The sequence below is a fragment of the Rhizobium sp. SG2393 genome, from assembly GCF_042610495.1.
Taxonomy (GTDB): domain Bacteria; phylum Pseudomonadota; class Alphaproteobacteria; order Rhizobiales; family Rhizobiaceae; genus RU20A.
In genome coordinates this window covers 73,431-92,815 of record NZ_JBHGAP010000010.1, presented here as the reverse complement: position 1 = coordinate 92,815, position 19,385 = coordinate 73,431, and the positions used below count along the sequence as shown (strand labels likewise).

Sequence of the window (19,385 nt, the reverse complement as noted above, 5' to 3'; positions counted from 1 at the left end):
TCAGGCTCCCCGCACGCGTGGATCGATGACGACATAGACGAGATCGACCACCGCATTGGCGATCACCACGAAGAAGGAGGCGTACATGACGGTTCCCAGGATCATCGGCAGGTCGAGGTTGAGGAGCGCCTGATAGGTCAGGCGTCCGACGCCGTTCAGGCCGAAGACGACCTCCGTCAGCAGCGCGGAGCCGCCGACCAGCACGCCGAAATCCAGGCCGAACATGGTCACGAAGGGGATCAGCGAGGTGCGCAGCGCGTGGCGCAGCATGACGCGGGCCGGCGAGAGCCCCTTGGCGCGGGCTGTGCGGATGAAATCTTCCTGATAGGCCTCGACGAGATTGGCGCGCAGCACGCGGCCGTAGATGCCGATATAGAGGGCGGCCAGCGTGAACCACGGAATGATGAGCGTCTTGAACCAGCCGACGGGGTCTTCGCTCAGTGGCTTGTAGCCGAGCGCCGGCACCCAGGAGAAGAAGATCGTGTCGTGAAACCGGCTCTGGGTGATGAGGTTCATCACTTCTCCCAGCCAATAGACGGGCATGGAGACGCCGATCAGCGCCAGCACCATCAGGCCCCGGTCGATCAGCGTGTCGCGCGTGAGTGCTGCGAGAACGCCGACAAAGATGCCGCCGATGACCCAGAGAACCGCCGCGCCAGCGACCAGCGAGAGCGTCACGGGCGCCGCATCCATCACGGCCGGCACGACCCGCAGGCCGCGATTGACGAAGGAGGCGAGGTCCTGGGTGACGAAGAGCCGCTTCATCATCACGCCGTACTGGATCGGCAGGGGCTGGTCGAAGCCGAACTCCTTGCGGACGGCCTCTACCGTTTCCTGCGAGGCATTGCGCCCGGCGATGCGGGCTGCGGGATCGGAGCCTGGCGTGGCGAAGAAGATCAGGAAGACGAGCGCGGAGATGCCGAACATCACGAAAAGCATCTGTCCGAGGCGCTGGAGGATCGCAAAGAACATCAAGGTGCCTCCTCAGACGAGCTTGGTGCGCGGGTCGAGCGCATCGCGCAGGCTGTCGCCGAGCACGTTGAGCGCGAGAACTGTCAGCACGATGGCGATACCGGGCGCGAGCGCCACGGCGGGACGGGAATAGAGCAGCGTCTGGCCGTCCTGGATGATCGTGCCCCAGCTCGCATCCGGCGCCTGCACGCCGATCGAGAGGAAGGACAGGGACGATTCGATGATGATGTTGAGACCCATCATCAGCGGCACGAAGACTATCAGCATGGTCGAGACGTTGGGCAGGATGTCATGCAAGAGGATGCGCCAGGCGGGAATGCCGAGGCCGCGGGCGGCCAGAACGAACTCGCTCTCCTTCAGCGCCAGAACACGGCCGCGCACCGGGCGCGCCACATAGGGCACGTAGATGATGCCGATGATGAAGATCGGCAGGAGAAGGCTGTCGGCGTGGATCTCGATCGGGCCGATGACGATGCCCTGCGAGATGAAGACGATCGATAGGGAAATGGCGAGCAGGTAGACCGGGAAGGCCCAGAGGATGTCGAGGATGCGCGACAGCACCTTGTCGACCCAGCCGCCGAAGAAGCCGGCGGAAATGCCGACGATGGCGGCAAGGAACAGACAGATGGCTGTGGAGGCGGCGGCGATCAGCAGCGAGTTGCGGCCGCCATAGAGCAGGCGCGCGGCGACATCGCGTCCCTGCGTGTCGGCGCCGAGCAGATATTGCGGCCCCCAGGTCGGGCCGATCGGCGTGACGCCGAGGCCCAGGCCTTCCGTGGAGGCCTGCATGACCTTTACCCGCTGGCCGTCGATCACGATGCGGGCACTGAGCGAGGAGCGGAACGGATCGGTGCCGGAGACGTAGGTCGCATAAAGCGGGGCCGCGAGGCTCGACAGCACGATCAGAAAGAGCACGGCCGCAGCCAGAAGCGTCGGCCGATCGCGCTTCAGGATGCGCCAGGCGCGCGCGGCCGGGCTGGAGGCGGCGCGTCGGCCGGAGCCGGCGGATGGGGGCGCCTGGATTTCCGCAGGCTGGATCGAAGAGGTGGAGGCGTCGGTCATCGCAATCCCGAGAGGCTTTGTCGGCCGGCGGCTTGCCGGCGGATCGGGTCAGATCCCGCAATCCGTCACGGATAGGGGCCGTGGACTGTTTGGAAAGGTCGGGAGGCGGCCGGTGGTCCGCAGGCCGTCCGCCTCCCGCAATGGCCCTTTCAGGGCGTCCCTCGTCCCCGGCCGGTCAGGCCGGGGGATGCCCTTTCAGGCGATTGGCAGGCTCACTTCACCCAGGACTGGGAGATGATCCAGCGGTTCTGCTTGTTGAACACGTAGTTGCCGAGGCGGGCGGAGGTGAAGTTGACGCTCTTTGGCGTGAAGAGCGGTGCCAACGGCGCCTGTTCCATGAAGCCCTTGTCGATTTCCGCCCACTTGGCGTTGGCGCCGTCCGGATCGGTCAGGGCCAGCGTCATGGCCTCCTTCATCTTGGCGTCCAGATCCTTGTTGCAGTAGCCGGAGATGTTGATGGAGGAATCGCTGCCCGGCGTGAACGAGGCGCAGGAGAGCAGCACGTTCAGGAAGTTGGAAGCCGCCGGATAATCCATGTACCACTGCGAGATGCTCATCTGCACCTTGTTGTTGGTGTTCTGGATGTAGGTGAACTGGATGTTCGGCGAGATTGCCTTCATCGAGGCGTCATAGCCGAGCTCCGTCAGAAGGCTCTGCAGATAGGTGCCGATGCCGCGCGAGGTGGCATTGTCCTCGGCAATGACAGTGACCTTCTGGCCCTTGGTGCCGCTTTCCTCGACGAGCGCCTTGGCCTTCTCCATGTCGGGACCTGCCCATGCCGGGCCGGGCTCGGCGGTGTAGATGCAGTCGTCCACATGGCCGGGGAAATCCGGCGGCAGGATCTGGCAGGTCGGCTGTGCCAGCGCCTCGCCGCCGAAGAGGCCGACGAGGGCGTCCCGGTCGAGCGCGTAGTTGACGGCCTGGCGCACCTTCACATTGTCGAAGGGTGGCAGGTTGGTGTTCATCGGCGCGTACCAGAAGGCGGCCAGCGGGTCGATCTTGATCTGCGAGGCGTATTTCGAGCCGATCTCGGCCAGACGGTCGGAGGGCGGCGTGTCGAACATCCAGTCGATCTGGCCGTTGATGATGGCGTTGATGGTCGCTTCTTCCGTCAGGCCGAACTTGTAGACGATCTCGTCCGCATAGCCGTCCGGCTGGGCATCCACGCTCCACTCCTTGAAGTGCGGGTTGCGCTTCATCACCATCTGTTCGTTGGGATTGTAGCTGTCGATGTAATAGGCGCCCGTGCCGGGGATCGGCGTGGTGCCGGCATCGGCGAGCGGCGCGTCGGCCGGCAGGATCGAGGCGTGCGGCACGGCGAGCTTGGAGAAGATTTCCGAATCCGGGGCCGTCAGGTTGATCGTCACGGTGCCGGCTGCCTCGTCGGCGACGACGCCGCCGTCGAGCGTGCAGGTCGCGGCATCCGCGATGCATTTGTCGGCGCCGACGATGCCGTTGTAGAAGCTGCCGGTCGTCGGTCCCTTGACCTTGAAGATGCGCTGGAAGGAGGCCACGACGTCGGCCGGCGTCACGTCCTTGCCGTTCGAGAACTTGATGCCCTTGCGGATCTTGAAGACGTAGGTCTTGCCGTCATTGGTCGGCTTCGGGATCTCTTCGGCGATGGAGGGAACGATGTCGAAGCCTTCCGTTCCGGCCGCCTGCTTGAACTTGACGAGGCCGTCATAGGTCAGCTGGAAGATCTGCCAGAACTGGCCCGTGTAGTTGATCATCGGATCGACGGTGCCGGCGGCCGAGACGGCCGACAGCGTGATGGTGCCGCCGCGATGCTTGGCCATGAGATCGGCACGTTCGTCGGCAAGGGCGCCGCCCGAAAGGGCCGTCTGGGCCAGCAGCATGCCGGCGGTGATGAGGCCTGCCCGGCGGGCGAGGCGTTTCAGGCTGATGGTGGTCATCTCTACGTTTCCCTCTTTTCGGTTGGTTGTCTCGCGCCCTTTCCAGGCGGCTTCTGGTTATCGGTAATCACGCGGCCTTGTCGTCGAGGAAGGCGCCGACCACGGCCATGCAGGCCTCGCGCTCTTCCACATGCGGCATGTGGCTCGACTGTTCGAAGATCGTCCAGCGCACGTCCGGGATCTCGTCGGCAAAGGGCTGCACGCAGGCTTCGGTCGCCTCGTCGAACCGGCCGGAAATCAGGAGAACCGGAACGTTGATCGTGGACAGCCGGCCCTCGATGGTCCAGTCCTTCATGGTGCCGATGACGTGGAATTCGTTCGGGCCGTTCATGGTGTGGTAGACGGTCGGGTCGCTGGCGATCGCGTCAAAGGTGCGCTTGACCTCCGGCGGCATCGGCACGATGCGGCAGACATGGCGTTCGTTGAAGACGTCGGTCGCGGCCATGTATTCGGCGCTGTCGGTGGTACCGGCGGCCTCGTGCTTGAGAAGCGTGGCCTGCACATCTTCCGGCAGCTCGGCGCGCAGGCGGTTGGCTTCGGCGACCCAGGTGCGCAGCGAGGCCGGCGAATTGGCAATCACAAGTGCCTTCAGGCCGGCCGGTTGATCCACGGCGAATTCCGAACCCAGCATGCCGCCCCAGGACTGGCCGAGCACGCAATAGGCGTCGCGGATGCCGAGATGGTCGATGAGATTGTGCATCTCCGCCTTGAAGAAATCGACGGTCCAGAAGTCGCCGCCCTTTTCCGGCAGATGCGTGGACTTGCCGTTGCCGACCTGGTCGTAGTGAACGACGGCGCGGCCGGTGGCGGCGATGTCCTTGAAGCTGTCGACATAGTCATGGGTGCAGCCCGGTCCGCCATGGGCGACGAGAAGCGGCGGCTTGCCGGACTTGAGGTCGCCCGTCACCCGGTACCAGGTTTTGTACTCGCCATAGGGTGCAAAACCCTCTGTGATCGTGGTCACGTCACTGTCTCCTTCAGTGTTTTTCATTTCCGCCTTTCAGGCGGCGTTCGTCCCGGCAGATGGCTTCCGCCGTCTCCTCGATGGTCATGCCCCAGTCCATGGCGATGCGCCGCATGCGCTTCCAGGCGCCGGCCTCGTCGAGCCCTTCGCCCTGGATGAGCTTCAGCACGGCGCGCACCACCACGGGGCGCTGCCGCAGCCTGTCTTCCAGCGTTCGAATGTCGTTGGCCTGGTTGCGGGCCATTTCCCAGGCGTGCTGGGCGATCAGCAGCGCGCTGTAGGCGCCGGTGGAGCCGATCGGCTTCAGAAGATGGGCGTTCGATCCCTGCGCCAGCGCCCATTGCACGCGGCCGGGGGCTTCGGTGCCGATCAGCGCGATCATCGGCATGGGCGCATAGCCGGCCGGCCAGGGAAACTGCCCGTCATGGCCCATGTCGGCGTCGAAGAAGACGACGTCGGCCGTTGCATGCGCTTCGTCGAGCTGCGGCCAGACAGTCACCACGTCGATGTGGAGGAGTTCCAGCTGGCGACGCAGCGCGTCAATGGAGGGATGCTCCCGATGCAGGATGACGGCGCGCCATGAGGCCAGCGGAAGATGACCGGAGCGGCTCATTTGACCACCTTGAGATCGGGCGTCGTCGTGGCTTTCGGCCAGGGCCGGGGCAGGGAGCGGACCAGATAGGGATCCGCCTCGATAGGCGCCGCCGCACTGTCGAAGATGTCGAACTCGCCATCCGCGTCCGAGAGTGCCAGATGCGGCGTCAGCCTTGCATGCTGATGGCGCGGGTCGATGGTCAGCGCCCCCATCGGCGTTTCGAAGATCCGCGCGGTAGCGGCCTTTCGGATGGCAGCCGGCTCGTCCGTTCCGGCATCGACCATGGCGCGGGCCAGGACCGACACGGCGGTGTAGCCCGCCACGAAAGCCGCCGACAGGCGCCGGTCGCCGCCCTGCCGGGCCTGCATGCGGGCCTTGAAGGCACGGTTTTCCGGCGTATCGAGGCGATGGAAATAGCTGGAGGTGGAGATATGGCCGCCGCGTGCCGCCGGGGCCAGCGTTTCGAGGTCGATCTCCGTCAGATTGCATGCGACCAGCGGCGGGGCGTCCGGCTGGCTGGCGCGGAAGAGACCATAGGCCGCGATGAAGGCGGTGGCCGAGGCGCCGACAAGATTGGTCAGTACGAAATCCGGCTTCAGCGTCGCGATTTCGCGGATGAGATGATCGACCTCGACGGAACCGAGGGGCACGAAACGGTCGGAAAGAACGCGCCCGCCGGCCGTTTCCGTCAGCTCGCGCGCAATGCGGCTGATCTCCCAGCCCCAGATATAGTTGGAGCCGACGAAGAAGGCACGATTGCCGAAGCGCGGCTGCACATGGTCGAACAGCGGCAGAAGGTGCTGGTTCGGGCAGGCGCCAAGATAGATCACGCGTTCATTCGCCTCATATCCCTCGTAGGGGAAGGCATACCACAGGAGTGCATCATGCCGCTCAACGATCGGCAGCACATCCTTGCGGCTCCAGGAGGTGATGCAGCCGATGATGTGGCGGCAGCCGTCCATGGTCGCGCTCTTGGCCATTTGAGCGTGGCGCTCCGCGTGGCCCCCGGGATCACTGACATGGGCCTTGAGCAGGAAAGGCAGGGAGGCGTCCGCGTTGATTTCGGAAATGGCTGCCATGGCTCCGGCCGACGCATCCCGCCCATAGGCGGCATAAGCGCCCGTGGTGGAATAGAGAACCGACACCGGTACCGTGTCACGCGCCATTCGAAATCCGTTTCATGTGTCGTCGCCGAGCGTCTCGGTCGCCTGGAAAAACAAAAAGCCCCGACCCGCAGTCTTGCGGGTTCGGGGCTCGATTGCCGTCGGCCATCCGGCCTTATGTCGATGCTTAGGCTAGGGGATGTATACTTCCGCGTCAATCATCAGCACTGCCTAATTTGAGGGCAATGGGCATGAAAATTCGCTGATAAAAACGCCGCCTGCCCAAGCCGTCGGCGATCTTCGCCGACTGATTGCAGGCGACTTCGACCGCGTCCGCAGGCGGTATCCACCCTGCAATTATGCGTTTGTTTACTATACTCTCATATTTCTGGAGGCCGGATACTGGCCGCAGCAGGCGTTGCGTTTGCGCCGCAGGTCAATCCTGCCCGAAGAATCGCGGAGCGCGTAACCGCATGACCACCCTGATTGCCTGGCGCAATCTCGTCCATGAGCCGGTTCGCTTCATCGCGACCCTGATCGGCGTTGTCTTCGCCGTGGTGCTCATGGCAATCCAGATGGGCATGCTCATCGGCTTTTCCGTGACCACGGCGGGGCTGGTGGAAAATGCGCGCGCCGACATCTGGATGGTGCCGCGCGGCACGACGAATGTGGACCAGTCCTCCCTACAGCCGCAGCGCAGCGTGTTTCGCGCCATGAAGGTCGAGGGCGTCGAGACCGTCAGCCGCCACATTGTTCGCTTCGTGTCCTGGCGGCGCCCGCAGGGCGGGTCGCAGCTCATCATCATCGTCGGCTTCGATCCCCAGACGGATCTTGCCGGCCCGTGGAACGTGGTGGAGGGCAGTGTCGCCGATCTGGCCGCGCCGGGCGCCGTGATGATCGATCGTCTCTATGCGGGCAAGCTCGGCGTGTCGAAGATCGGCGACCGCGTCGAGATCAACGGCCGCCGCGCGATCGTCGCGGGCTTCACCGAGGGAGCGCGCACCTTCACCCAGGCTCCCTACGTCTTCACCACCTACAACAATGCGCTGCGCTACACCGACGTGCAGGATGGCGATGCCAGCTATGTGCTCGTCAAGGCCGCGCCCGGCGTGGCGATCGATGATCTCGTCGCCCGCCTGCAGGCCGTCGCACCGGATACGGACGTGATGACGGCACAGGCCTTCGCCGACAAGTCCCGCAATTACTGGATCTTCACGACGGGCGCGGGCACCGCCCTGTTGCTCGGCGCCTCCCTCGGCGCCGTCGTCGGTGTGGTGATCCTTGCCCAGACGTTGTACGCCGCGACGCTGGAGCGGATCGGCGAATATGCGACACTCTCGGCCATCGGCGCCGGCCACGGCTATCTCAACGCCATCGTGCTCAAGCAGGCCCTGATCTGCGGCGGCGTCGGCTATGCCATCGCCGCAGTGATCGCGAGCGTCGTCGCCTTTCTCGCCCGCAATTCGCCGGCCGCCATCCTCCTGTCGCCGACAGCCCTTCTCGGCCTTGGCCTTGCGGCCATCGTCATGTGCTGCCTCTCCGCGCTTGTCGCCATCCGCAAGCTGATGACGATCGATCCCACGAGCGTTTTCCGATGATGCTCTCCGATCGCTCCATCCGCGTGGAAAACGCCCATCTCTGGTACGGCAAGGGCGAAACCGGCACGCATGCCCTGCGCGGCGTGTCGCTTGTCGCCGCGCCCGGAGAGGTTCTGATGGTGCGCGGCCCCTCGGGCAGCGGCAAGACAACGCTCCTGCAACTGATGGGCGCGCTGAAGGTGCCGGACAAGGGGGCCGTGACCATCTGCGGAGAGACGACGGATGGCGCGTCTGCCGCCGATCTGCGCCGCCTGCGTCTCAAGCGCATCGGCTTCGTCTTCCAGTTCTTCAACCTGTTCCCGACGCTGACGGCCTGGGAGAACGTGGCGATCCCGCTCGACATCCGCGGGGTCGATCGCCGCACGGCCGAACGGCGCGCCCGCGATCTTCTCGCCGAAGTCGGGCTTGAGGACCGCGCCCACCACAAGCCGGGCCAGCTGTCCGGCGGCCAGCGCCAGCGCGTGGCCGTGGCGCGTGCGCTGATGAACGAGCCCGATGTCATCCTCGCCGACGAGCCGACCGCCGCCCTCGATGGCGTGACGGGCGCGCTCGTGGTGGAGGCCTTCCGGCGTCTGGCGCGCGACAAGGATCGCGTCGTCGTGCTCGTTTCCCATGACCAGCGTGTCGAAAATCTCGTGGATCGCTCGATCACCATCGAGGACGGTCTCGTCGTCGCCGAAGCCGGGCCGGTGCGGGATGCGCCATCGGGCTTGAGCAGGAGTGTGCGTTGATGGTTGTTGCGTCCAGAACCTCGGCGAGCTTCGCCGTCCTCTTCGTTGCCACAGCGACCGCGATCGCCCTTTTGCAGGATGTGCCGAAGCCCATGGCCATCACCATCGATCCGGTGGTCACGGGCACGACGACGCCCGCCAATCCGCTGGTAGCGCAGGCGACCGACGCCGATGCGCCGCGCGTGGTGGCGGGGCTGGGCGTAGTGGAACCAATGGGCGGCGCGACGGATGTCGCGCCCGGCATGGTCGGTGTGCTCGCCACCGTGCTTGCGGACGAGGGCGACCGCGTCACGCGCGGCCAGGTGCTGGCCCAGCTTTTCAACGAGGATCTCAAGGCCAAGGTCGCCCAGGCCGAGGCGACGGTTCAGATCAAGCGCGCCCAGCTGGCGCTCATCGAAAAGGGACCGCGCCAGCAGGAAATCCTGCAGGCCGAAGCGCAACTGCGTGCCGAGGAGAGCAATCTCAAGCTTCTGGAGGTGCAGTTCCAGCGCCGCCGTTCGCTTGCCGCGCAGGGCGCCGTCTCGCGCGAGGACATGAACCAGGCCGCAAGCGCGCTGGCGTCCAGCCGCGAACGCCGCGCCTCTGCCGCAGAAGCCCTGAAGATCCTGCAGGACGGCTCCCGCCCCGAAGAGGTGGAAGCCGCGCGCGGCGAGGTGGCCCTTGCCGAAAACCAGCTGGCCGAGGCCCGTGCGGCGCTTGAGAAATCCTATGTCCGGGCGCCCATCGACGGGATCGTGTTGCGCCGCTACCGCGAGCCCGGCGAAGCCATCACCTCGCAGGCCGCTGCCCCGGTCATGCAGATCGCCGACACCTCGCGTCTCATTGTCCGCACGCAGATCGATGAAGCCGACATCGCCGCCCTGGCGGTCGGCCAGACCGCGACCATATCCGCCGCCGCCTTCGGCGAACGCAAGCTGACGGGCAAGGTGGAGCGCATCAGCCCGCGCCTCGGGGCCAAGACGGTCACCGCCGAGGGGCCGACGGAAAAACGCGACACCCGCGTGCTCGATGTCATGGTGGCTCTGCCGGAAAACCTGGTCGTGCCGATCAACCTGCGCGTCGATGTGCTGATCGACGTCACCTCCGTCGTCCCGGTCGTCAAGCCGGAGCTGCGCGGGGCGATCTCCGCCTCGCCCGAAACACTCGCCCTTCTGCAGGATCTCGACCCCGTGCACCTGATGCAGCCGGATGCCTGCACGCCGGGCCTCGACGCCGAAAACGCCGCCCGTACCTGCCCCTCCGCCTCCGCGCCCGCCCTCGTTGACGAGACCAGAACCGGCGCGATCCGGCACCCGTCACGGCGAGATGAATAGACGGCGGCAGCCTTCCCGAATCCGATGACGCCGACCCGCGCCTGTGCTACCAGATAGCAATCGGGAGTAGAAGCAGAATGCGCCGTGCCAGCCGGCGCGTCGGGGAGGATGAGCCGCCCCGACCTTGGCAAAGGCTTTGCTCTCGAACAGGAGTGACGGTCATGGGATTCATCCCGATCACCATCACGCTTGAGATAAGGAAAACCCGCACGGGCTGGCTGGCTCGCGTGCGGGTCCAACTCTTTATCTAGGCGAAACGCTTCCGGCAGTTGACGCTGTCGGAAGCACTCCTGCAAGCTATCGCTGATTGCTCCGAAATTCAAGGCTGCGCCGAGACGTTCTCGGAGGCAGCGGCTGACACGCGCGATCCACCATGCTACCCAATGACAATCGGGAGTAGAAGCAGCATACGCCGTGCCAGCCGGCGCGTCGGGGAGGATGAGCCGCCCCGACTTTGGCAAAGGCTTTGCTCTCTAACAGGAGTGACGGTCATGGGATTCATCCCGATCACCATCACGCTTGAGATGCTTGAGATAAGGAAAACCCGCACGGGCTGGCTGGCTCGCGTGCGGGTCAAATTCCTAGTCTGAGCGAAGGGCCGTCGGTCGTTAGCGCGACCGGCAGCACTCCTGCAACGTAATCCCGAATGGCTTCGACTTCAAGTCTTGCGCTTATGGGCTCCTCGCAGCATGTGGCGGATCAAAAGAAGCGCGCCAGGCTCGCTGCATTGTCTCTGTTGAGGACGGCGAAGTGATCGACGTCCCAGAATGGCTGGAGATCGGGCCGGGCGGAGCGGCTTGTCCAGTAGATTTCGCGCGAGGGATCCGGAGGCAGGTCGCCGCGGCGCACGCGGAGATAGATAAGCGGGGTTTCGATCGGGGCCGGCTGGTAGGACTGGGAGAGGCGCATGTTGTTGGCCACGACATCCGTCACGCGTTGTTCCTGTTCGGGGTCGATCGGCGCATCGGAGCCGGCGCGGTCCCGCTCCAGGCGCACGATGCGGGCGGCCGTCTGCCGGGCCATCTCCATGGTCCAGAATTCGCCGGCCGGCGATGTGTCGATCATGACGAGGCGTTCGACCGTTTCGCCTGCGGCCTCCAGCCGGCGGGTGATCTCGAAGGCCACGAGGCCGCCGAAGGAATGGCCGATCAGCGCATAGGGACCGGAGGGCTGTACGGAGCGTATCGCCGCCATATAGCTATCGATCATCGCATCCAGCGTTTCGGCCACCGCCTCTCCGGCATCGAGGCCCGTGGCCTGCACGCCGTAGACCGGACGCTTGCCCGAAAGCGCGTCGGCAAGACCGAGATAGCCGAAGGGTGCGCCGCCGACCGGGTGAAAGCAGAAGACGGGACGCCCGGGGCCGTCGCCGAGCTTGATCAGCGGGCCGCCGGTCTTCAGGGCCTTTCCGGAGCGGATGTCGTCCGCAAGGGCGCGCACCGTCTGGGCGCGGTAGAGCGCCGCCACGGGAAGATCGAGTCCGAGCATGCGCTTGACGCCGGCGCACAGGCGCAGTGCCTGCAGGGAATGGCCGCCGGCAGCGAAGAAATTGTGGTCGATGCCAAGTGTTTCCATGCCGAGCAGGTCGCGCCACAGGTCGAGCAGGGTGGCATCGAGTGCATCGCGCGGCGGCGTCGAAGTCTCGGCCTGAGCGGCGAAGTCCGGCGCGGGCAGTGCCTTCACGTCGAGCTTTCCGTTGACCGTCATCGGCAGCGCGTCGACGCAGACCAGCGCGTGGGGCAGCATATAGGCGGGGAGGCGGCCTGCGAGATGGCTACGCCAGCTCGATACCGCCTCGTCATCACCGTCCGCAACCGCGTAGGCGACGAGTACGGTTTCGCCCTGTCGCTGCGCCGTGACGACCGCAGCGACACGCACGCCCGGATGGGCCCGAAGGGCTGCCGAGATGTCGTCGAGCTCGATGCGGTGGCCGCGGATTTTCACCTGGGCGTCGGCGCGGCCGATAAACTCGATCTCGCCATCGGCCGTCCAGCGGGCGAGGTCGCCCGTGCGGTAGAGGCGGTCGCCGGGCCCGCCGAAGGGATCGGGCAGGAAGCGGCTTGCGGTCTCCTCGGGACGGCCGAGATAGCCATCGGCCACGCTCGCGCCGCCGATATGGATCTCGCCGGTGATACCGGGGGAAACGGGCTGCATGGCCGCATCCAGGATCAGCACCCTGTAGTTGGGCAGCGGCCGGCCGATCGGAAGCGTCGGTGCGGTTTCCGTGCCCCGGAAGCGATAGGCGGTGGCGTCGATGACGGTTTCGGAGGGGCCGTACATGTTGAAAAGCTCGACGCCCGGCAGGGCGGCGGCGATCCGGCGCGCCACGGCCGTCTGGAAGGCTTCGCCACCCAGCATCAGCCGCCGCAGTGCAAGCCCGGCCGGCACGGGCGCCTCGATCGCGGCATCCAGGAAGGCGGGGCTGAAATTCATGTGGGTGACGCCCTGGCGTGCCAGCTCCGCCCAGAATTCCGCGCCCGAATGTTTCGCGGGATCGTCCAGCACCACGACGGTGGCGCCCGACAGCAGTGGCGTGACGATCTGGCCGATCGACACGTCGAAGCCGATGGAAAGTGTTGCGGCGACCCGGTCGCCGGGGCCGATCGGATCGTGGTCGAGGCGGGCGGCGGCGAGATTGGCGAGGGCGGCATGGCTGACCACCACGCCCTTGGGGCGGCCGGTCGAGCCGGAGGTGTGGATGATATAGGCGGGGTCCGCCGGCCCGAAAGGCACCAGCCCGTCGCGGTCCGAGGGATCGTGGTCGGGACCGGCGGACCAGTCGAAGGCGTCGAGATCGAGATGGACCACGCCCTGCCCGACAGGCAGATTGTGACGGCTTGCCGCATCGGTGACGATCACGGCGGGAGCGGCTGTCTCGAAGACGCCGGCCATGCGCTCAGCCGGGTTTGCCGGGTCGATCGGCATGTAGACAGCACCGGATTTCATCACGGCAAGCGCCACGACCGGCAGGTACGCATTGCGCCCGACGACCACGGCGACCGGCCTTCCCCCGGTAGCGCCAAGCGCCATGAGGTGAAGCGCCAGCCGGTTCGCCAGCCGGTTCAGCCTGTCGAAACTGAGGGTCGTTTCGCCGTGGATGACGGCGGTCGCATCCGGCCGTGCGGCAATCTGGCGGGCAAACAGCGCCGGGACCGGCAGGGCCTCGATTGCGCGATGCGCGCCCGTGCCGAGCGAGAGCAGGGCGGTGTGCTCCGTCGGCGAAACCATCGGCAGGCGCCGGAACGGCATGTCCGGTGTCTTCAGGGCTTGCATGAGCAGCGTGACGTAATGGGCAGCCAGCCTTGCGATGGTGGCGCGGTCGAAAATGTCCGTTGCATAGGTGATGGCACCGGCATAACCCACCTCCGCCTCGGTCAGCACCAGTGTCAGGTCAAACTTGGCGGCCGCCTCCGGCAGGGGAACGGCATGGGCCGTGAGTCCGCCGAAGGGGAAGGAGGCGGGCAGGGCCGGTTGCAGGGCCACCATGGTCTGGAAGATGGGATGAAGCCCCGGCTGGCGGGGCGGGTTCAACGCATCCACCAGCTTCTCGAAGGGCAGCGCTGCATGGGCGAAGGCTTCGCCAGCGCGTGCCGTCAGCCGGTCGGTGACGGTCCGGAAGCCCGCATCGCCGCCAAGCTCGGCGCGCAGCACCAGCGTGTTGACGAGAAAGCCGACCATGCCTTCCAGCTCGGGGTGATCGCGATTGGCGGCCGGCGCGCCGAAGACGATGTCATCCTGCCCCGACCAGCGCGCAAGCAGCACGCTCCAGGCGGCCGACAGAACGATGAAGGGCGTGGTGCCCGCCGCGCGGGCGAAGGCGCTGACGGCGGCGGCCGTTTCGGCCGGCAGATGAAGCGGCAGGCTGGCGCCAGCGCTGCGGCGCACGGCCGGGCGCGGCCGGTCGAGCGGCAGCGCGACGGCATCGGGCGCGCCTGAAAGCACGCCGCGCCAGTGGGCGACTTCCTCGTCCACCACGGCATCCGTCAGCGACTGGCGCTGCCACAGCGCATAATCGGCATACTGGACCGGCAGCGGCGCGAGATCGGCGCTCGTGCCGGCGACCGCGGCCTGATAGGCGGCGGACAGCTCGCGCATCAGGATGCCGGCCGAAAGCCCGTCCGAGACGATGTGGTGCGTGACGACGACGAGCAGATGGCTTTCGGGACCGGCCGCCAGCAGACGGGCGCGGATCAGGCCGTCGCGTTCGAGATCGAAGGGGCGCAGCGCTTCCGCCTCGATGGCTGCGTGGATCAGGCCTGCGTCCAGACCCTCCTCGACGGCAAGCACCATGCGCCGCCCGGCATGGATGACCTGCACCGGCATGCCGTCCTGCTCGGCAAAGCCGGTGCGCAGGCTCTCGTGCCGCGCGACGATCGTATCGAAGGCGTCGGCAAGAGCGGTGCGGTCAAGCGCGCCGTCCAGCCGCAGCACCACGGGGATGTTGTAGGCCGCGCTCATCGGCTCCAGGCGATCGAGGAACCAGAGGCGTTCCTGCTCGAAGGAGAGCGGCAGGGTGGCGGGGCGGGGCGTTGCGCCGATCGCGCCGGCTGCGGCCGCCGCGGGAACGCCGAGCAGCGCGTCGATCCGGGCGGCGAGATCGCCGAGCCGGGGCGTTTCGAAGAGCATGCGCAGCGAAAGATCGACGTGAAGTGTCTCGCGCAGCTTCGAGGCCAGCTGCGTTGCCATCAGCGAGTGACCGCCGAGCGCGAAGAAATGGCTGGCCGTGGTGATCTCGGCGGCTCCCAGCAGTCCGGCGAACAGGCCGGCGACGGCGATTTCCGTCGCTGTGGAGGGGGGCTGGCCTGCCTCGGAGGCAAGGGTCGGGTCGGGCAGCGCCTTGAGGTCGAGCTTGCCATTGGCCGTCAGCGGCAGGGCGTCGAGGCGCATCACGGCCGCCGGCACCATATGGGCCGGAAGGCTGGCGAGCAGCGCCGATTTCAGGGCATCGACATCCGGGTCCGTGCCGGGAGCCGGAACGACATAGGCAAGCAGGCGCGGATCGCCGCCGCCGGTGCCGCGGGCGATGACAGCGGCCTGGGCGACGGATGGCTGCCGGCGCAGCACGGCCTCGATTTCGCCGAGCTCGATGCGGAAGCCGCGGATCTTCACCTGCGCATCGTTGCGGCCGAGGAAGCCGAGCGTGCCGTCACTGTTCCAGATGGCCCGGTCGCCGGTGCGGTAGAGGCGGCCGAGCGCGGGATGGTCGATGAAGCGTTCGGCCGTCAGGTCCGGACGGCCGAGATAGCCTTCCGCCAGACCCGCCCCGCCGAGGAACAGTTCCCCTTCGATCCCGACACCGACCGGCTGAAGGGCGCCGTCCAGAACATGGGCCGTATAGTTTGGCAGCGGGCGGCCGATGGGCAGGGGGCGGCCGGCCATGGCATCGCGTGCCGGGCCGGCATCGGGAAAGCGCCAGGCTGTCGCGTCGATGCAGGTTTCCGTCGGGCCATACATGTTCCAGACGGGAATGCCGAGACGGTCGGAAAGCCGCGCCGCCAGCGCCGCCGACAGCGGTTCGCCACCCAGCATCAGTTGTTTCAGGGCGGTCTCTTCCGGGGCATCGGGCAGCATGGCCTCGAAGAGCGAGGGGACGGAGTTGACGTGGGTGACGCCGTGGCGCGTCAGGAAGTTCCAGAAGCGCGTCGCCGCAATGCCCCTGATATCCCCGGCCACCACCACGGCGGCCCCGAAGAGCAGCGGCGTCAGGAGCTGGCCGAGCGAGACGTCGAAGCCGATGGAGATCGCGGCAAGCACCCGGTCGCCCGGGCCGATCGGGTCGTGGTCGAGACGGGCGAAGGCGAGGTTGGCAAGTGCGGCATGGCTGACGGCAACGCCCTTCGGCGTGCCGGTGGAGCCGGAGGTGTAGATGAGATAGGCGCGCGACCCCGGCGTGAGGCCGGGCCTTTCCGGAGCGGCTGTGGCCGGGCCCGCCAGCGGCCAGCCGTCCGCGACACGGATACGCGCCAGGTCCGGCGGCAGCGCGGCTTCGCTTGCGGCGTCCGTGATGATCGCGGATGCGCCCGCATCGGCAATCATGCCGGCAAGCCGCTCGGCGGGGTAGGCGGGGTCGAGCGGCAGATAGACAGCGCCGGCCTTCAGGATGCCGATGAGGGCGGCGATGCCCTCGAGGGAGCGTTCGAGACAGACGCCGACCGTTTCGCCATGCCGGATGCCGGCCGCGGCGAGGCGGGCGGCGACCCGGTTGGCGGCCTGATCGAGGCCGGCATAGTCGAGGCACGCGCTGTCGGAGAGGGCGGCAAGGGCGTCGGGCGTGGCGGCGGCCTGCCGCTCGAACAGATCGGGAAGGGTCAATGCGGGGACGTGGATCGTGCGGCCGGCCGACCAGCCGGCAATCGCCGCGCGCTCTTCCGGCGCCAGCCCGTCGATATCCTGTAGGCGGCGGTCGGGCTGGCTGAGGAAGGCCTGCACGACATCGGCAAGCACGGTCTTCAGATGCGCGACATCGGCGGCGGATAGAACGGCCGGATCATGGCCGAAGCCGATCGCAAAGCCTGAGCTTCCGGGTTCCTCATCCACATAGAGGCCGAGGCCGGAGCGCTCGCGCTCGCGGATCGGCATGGAGGTCACGGTTCGCCCGCCAATGCTGACGGCCGGGCGGTGCATGGCCGGCATGATGGTGACCGCGACATCGAAGAGGTTGCGCTCCGGCCTGTCGTCGAAGGCGCCGGATGTGGCAAGCGCCCGGCCGATCGTATCGACCGGCAGGCGCTGGTGGCGCAGGTCCGCATCCGCATCGGCGGCCAGCGCCAGCACGGCACGCTTCAGGGTCGCGCTCCTGTCAATGCGGCAGCGCAGCGGCAGGATGCCGGCCAGCATGCCGATCGTGTAGCGCGTCGTCGCCTCGCGCCGGTGCAGCGCCATGCCGAGGGTGAAGTCGTCGCGGCGGAACCGGCGGGCAAGGCCGATTGCAACGAGCGCCAGAAGGGCGCGCGGAATGGTGGTGCCCAGCGCCTTGGCCTGCTGATCGAGCAGGGCATGCTCCGCCGGCCCGAAACGCAGCGGCGTCACCGGCGCTTCGGCCTGCCGCGATGCGCCCTGGCCGCTGACGACGCCGTCGAGCACGAGGCTGGGGAGGGGCGAAAGCCGGGTGGTCCAGTAGGCGAGGTCTTCGGCATGGCGGGGGGAGGCGGCATAGGCCTCGTCTTCGGACACGACATTGCGATAGGTGGAGCGCGGCATGACGGCCTCCGTGCCGCTGCCGTCATCGTCGCCTTCGCCGGAAAGCGTGCGATAGGCGTTCAGCCAGTGGGCCTGCGCGATGCTGAGCGCCACGCCGTCGGCGATCAGATGGTGCGCGAGCAGCACGAGGTGCCATCGGCTGTCGGCAAGCTTCAGCAGATCGACGCGAAAGAGCGGCGCGTCGCCGAGCGAAAAGCCTTCCGCATGTGCGGCCTCGACATGGGCACGCGCAGTGGCCTCCGGATTGGTCTCCTCCGTCAGGTCGATGACGCGGAAGGGCGGCTTGCCCGCGGGCTCGATGCGCTGGCGCGGCTCGTCGCGGTCGATGCGCAGCCTGAGCGCCTCGTGTCGGCCCACCATCATGCGCACCGCCTGCCGGGCGAGGTCCGGATCGATGGCGCTTTCGAAGGTCACTACGCAGCCGACCTGATAGGCGGCCTTGTCCTCGATCAGCCGCATATCGAGCCAGACGGCACGCTGCGCGTGGCTGAGCCCGAACCACTCGACCGTGTCGTTGGCGGTCCCCTGGGGTGTCGTGCGGGCGGCGGCGTTGGGCTGTACGGTCATGGCGGTCACGCGGGCTGGGGTTCTGAAACGGACTGTGGGCGGAAAACGACGGCGAGACGGGCAGAAAGCAGGCCAAGCCGGAGCAGGCTGGTGGTGATGATCGCATGGACCAGGCCGAGGACGCCCTGATCGAGGCGGAAGGCGATGAGGGCGGCGAGAAGGACCGTCAGAACCATGCAGCCGACCTGGATGAGGGTCGGAACGGCCACATCCTTTCGGGCGCGGAGCGCGGCGAAGATCCCGTAGCTCATGCCGTCCAGGAAGAGCACGAGGCCGGTCACCGGCAGCAGCATGGCGAGGAGGGCGGAAAGCCCGACATCCGGCGTATAGTGCGTGGCGATGGGTCCGGCGAGCAGAACGATGACGGCGCTGATCGGGCCCAGCACGAGGGCGAGGCGGGCAAGGTCGCGCCAGAGCCTCGCCGTGCTGGCCGGCGTGCCTGGCGTGGCGGCGCGCATGGAGATGGCATCGCCGATGCCCGCGGCAAGCAGCAGGCCGGGCAGGTTCAGCACCCAGCAGGAGGCAAAGGCGGCAAGCGGCGCAGCCCCCAGCCAGCCGGCGAAGACGGTAAGCCAGACGCCGAGCGCATGCATGCCGCAGGACGTGCTGACCGCGCCAAAGGAGAGCTTGACATGGTCGCGCCTGCTGGCGGCGGCCTGTTTCAGATCGGCGACTGCGGCGCGCCTGAAGGCCGCGGGGCCTTCGATCCGGCGCACGGTGGCGACGAGCGCCACGGCGAGCGCGATGCGCACCAGCGTCGTGGCCGTCGCGGAGCCGGCCGCACCGAGCGCGGGGATCGGGTCGATGCCGCCGATGAGAAGGGCGTTGAGGCCGGCATTGGCGAGATTGGCGGCAATCATCCAGCGCGCCACGAGGCCGGCCCTGCCGATGCCCTCCAGATGCACCGCGGCGGCCAGCGCGATCAGCCCGGCCGGAAGCCCGGCGGCAAGGATGAGGATGACGGTTCCGGCACGCGCCGAAAGGGCGGCCTCCTGCCCGCTCAGGGCCAACAACGTGCCGGCAAGGGGCGAAAGGGCAAAGACGAGCAGGCCGGCGAGAAGCCCCGCCAGACTGGCGCGGTGCCACACGGCCAGACGTTCCGGCGCCATCCCCGGCAGGCGGGCAGCGGCCGTCAGCACGAGGGCGGCGTGCAGGCCGGAAATGCCGATATCGACAATCCGGCCGAAGGTGCCGTCCGAAAGCGTGGTGGCGGCCAGTTCGCCGGCGCCGAGCCGTGCCACCATCAGCGCATCGACGATCGCCATGCCGGCAATGCCGGCCCGCGAGATGATCATCGGAGCCGCCTGGCGGAAGAGGCCGGGTGTGGAGACCATGTCCGTGGCGTCCTGCGAGCCTCTGGCGGCGAG

At 67.2% G+C, this 19,385-nt stretch carries 11 protein-coding genes; 3 read left to right on the top strand and 8 right to left on the bottom strand.

All coding sequences use genetic code 11. The features are described 5' to 3' along the window. The 6 genes from ACED18_RS17720 to ACED18_RS17695 form a co-directional block, all read right to left on the bottom strand. Entirely contained in the window at positions 1–972 is a 972-nt protein-coding gene (locus ACED18_RS17720) for an ABC transporter permease (RefSeq protein WP_377294717.1), read from the bottom strand. Positions 973–984: 12 nt separating this feature from the next. Next, a complete protein-coding gene (locus ACED18_RS17715; protein ID WP_377294715.1) occupies positions 985–2,034 on the bottom strand; it encodes an ABC transporter permease in 1,050 nt (349 codons plus the stop codon). A 212-nt stretch (positions 2,035–2,246) separates the two neighbouring features. Continuing rightward, the gene (locus ACED18_RS17710; protein ID WP_377294713.1) at positions 2,247–3,947 is read right to left on the bottom strand and encodes an ABC transporter substrate-binding protein; all 1,701 of its coding nucleotides are present in this window, start codon (positions 3,945–3,947) and stop codon (positions 2,247–2,249) included. A gap of 67 nt (positions 3,948–4,014) precedes the next feature. Next, positions 4,015–4,938 (bottom strand): proline iminopeptidase-family hydrolase, encoded by a 924-nt coding sequence (locus tag ACED18_RS17705; RefSeq protein ID WP_377294711.1) that lies wholly within the window; start codon positions 4,936–4,938, stop codon positions 4,015–4,017. After that, entirely contained in the window at positions 4,925–5,524 is a 600-nt protein-coding gene (locus ACED18_RS17700) for an ANTAR domain-containing response regulator (RefSeq protein WP_377294709.1), read from the bottom strand. Before ACED18_RS17700 ends, ACED18_RS17705 begins: the two co-directional genes overlap by 14 nt. Beyond that, a complete protein-coding gene (locus ACED18_RS17695) occupies positions 5,521–6,672 on the bottom strand; it encodes a transporter substrate-binding protein (RefSeq protein WP_377294707.1) in 1,152 nt (383 codons plus the stop codon). The genes ACED18_RS17700 and ACED18_RS17695 overlap by 4 nt, the downstream gene beginning before the upstream one ends. A 410-nt stretch (positions 6,673–7,082) precedes the next feature. Here ACED18_RS17695 and ACED18_RS17690 point away from each other — a divergent pair, with 410 nt between their 5' ends. Genes ACED18_RS17690 through ACED18_RS17680 form a run of 3 tightly spaced genes read left to right on the top strand, consistent with a single transcriptional unit; the run spans position 7,083 to position 10,251 of the window. After that, entirely contained in the window at positions 7,083–8,207 is a 1,125-nt protein-coding gene (locus tag ACED18_RS17690; protein ID WP_377294705.1) for an ABC transporter permease, read from the top strand. Next, the gene (locus tag ACED18_RS17685) at positions 8,204–8,938 is read left to right on the top strand and encodes an ABC transporter ATP-binding protein (protein ID WP_377294703.1); all 735 of its coding nucleotides are present in this window, start codon (positions 8,204–8,206) and stop codon (positions 8,936–8,938) included. Before ACED18_RS17690 ends, ACED18_RS17685 begins: the two co-directional genes overlap by 4 nt. Further along, positions 8,938–10,251 (top strand): HlyD family secretion protein, encoded by a 1,314-nt coding sequence (locus tag ACED18_RS17680; RefSeq protein WP_377294701.1) that lies wholly within the window; start codon positions 8,938–8,940, stop codon positions 10,249–10,251. Before ACED18_RS17685 ends, ACED18_RS17680 begins: the two co-directional genes overlap by 1 nt. Before the next feature lie 699 nt (positions 10,252–10,950). Here ACED18_RS17680 and ACED18_RS17675 read toward each other — a convergent pair. Together ACED18_RS17675 and ACED18_RS17670 are read right to left on the bottom strand one after the other, a co-directional pair. Further along, on the bottom strand, positions 10,951–18,018 hold the full coding sequence (locus tag ACED18_RS17675) for an amino acid adenylation domain-containing protein (RefSeq protein WP_377294699.1): 7,068 nt from the start codon (positions 18,016–18,018) through the stop codon (positions 10,951–10,953). Between the two features lie 5 nt (positions 18,019–18,023). Then, positions 18,024–19,352 carry an MATE family efflux transporter gene (locus ACED18_RS17670; RefSeq protein ID WP_377294697.1) on the bottom strand — a complete coding sequence of 443 codons (1,329 nt, stop codon included), beginning with the start codon at positions 19,350–19,352 and terminating at the stop codon, positions 18,024–18,026. Positions 19,353–19,385: the final 33 nt, after the last annotated feature.

What these genes read in the sequence shown, in the direction of transcription:
- ACED18_RS17720 (WP_377294717.1), bottom strand. Translation starts at nt 972, where the DNA reads ATGTTCTTTGCGATCCTCCAGCGCCTCGGACAGATGCTTTTCGTGATG.
- ACED18_RS17715 (WP_377294715.1), bottom strand. Translation starts at nt 2,034, where the DNA reads ATGACCGACGCCTCCACCTCTTCGATCCAGCCTGCGGAAATCCAGGCG.
- ACED18_RS17710 (WP_377294713.1), bottom strand. Translation starts at nt 3,947, where the DNA reads ATGACCACCATCAGCCTGAAACGCCTCGCCCGCCGGGCAGGCCTCATC.
- ACED18_RS17705 (WP_377294711.1), bottom strand. Translation starts at nt 4,938, where the DNA reads ATGAAAAACACTGAAGGAGACAGTGACGTGACCACGATCACAGAGGGT.
- ACED18_RS17700 (WP_377294709.1), bottom strand. Translation starts at nt 5,524, where the DNA reads ATGAGCCGCTCCGGTCATCTTCCGCTGGCCTCATGGCGCGCCGTCATC.
- ACED18_RS17695 (WP_377294707.1), bottom strand. Translation starts at nt 6,672, where the DNA reads ATGGCGCGTGACACGGTACCGGTGTCGGTTCTCTATTCCACCACGGGC.
- ACED18_RS17690 (WP_377294705.1), top strand. Translation starts at nt 7,083, where the DNA reads ATGACCACCCTGATTGCCTGGCGCAATCTCGTCCATGAGCCGGTTCGC.
- ACED18_RS17685 (WP_377294703.1), top strand. Translation starts at nt 8,204, where the DNA reads ATGATGCTCTCCGATCGCTCCATCCGCGTGGAAAACGCCCATCTCTGG.
- ACED18_RS17680 (WP_377294701.1), top strand. Translation starts at nt 8,938, where the DNA reads ATGGTTGTTGCGTCCAGAACCTCGGCGAGCTTCGCCGTCCTCTTCGTT.
- ACED18_RS17675 (WP_377294699.1), bottom strand. Translation starts at nt 18,018, where the DNA reads ATGACCGTACAGCCCAACGCCGCCGCCCGCACGACACCCCAGGGGACC.
- ACED18_RS17670 (WP_377294697.1), bottom strand. Translation starts at nt 19,352, where the DNA reads ATGGTCTCCACACCCGGCCTCTTCCGCCAGGCGGCTCCGATGATCATC.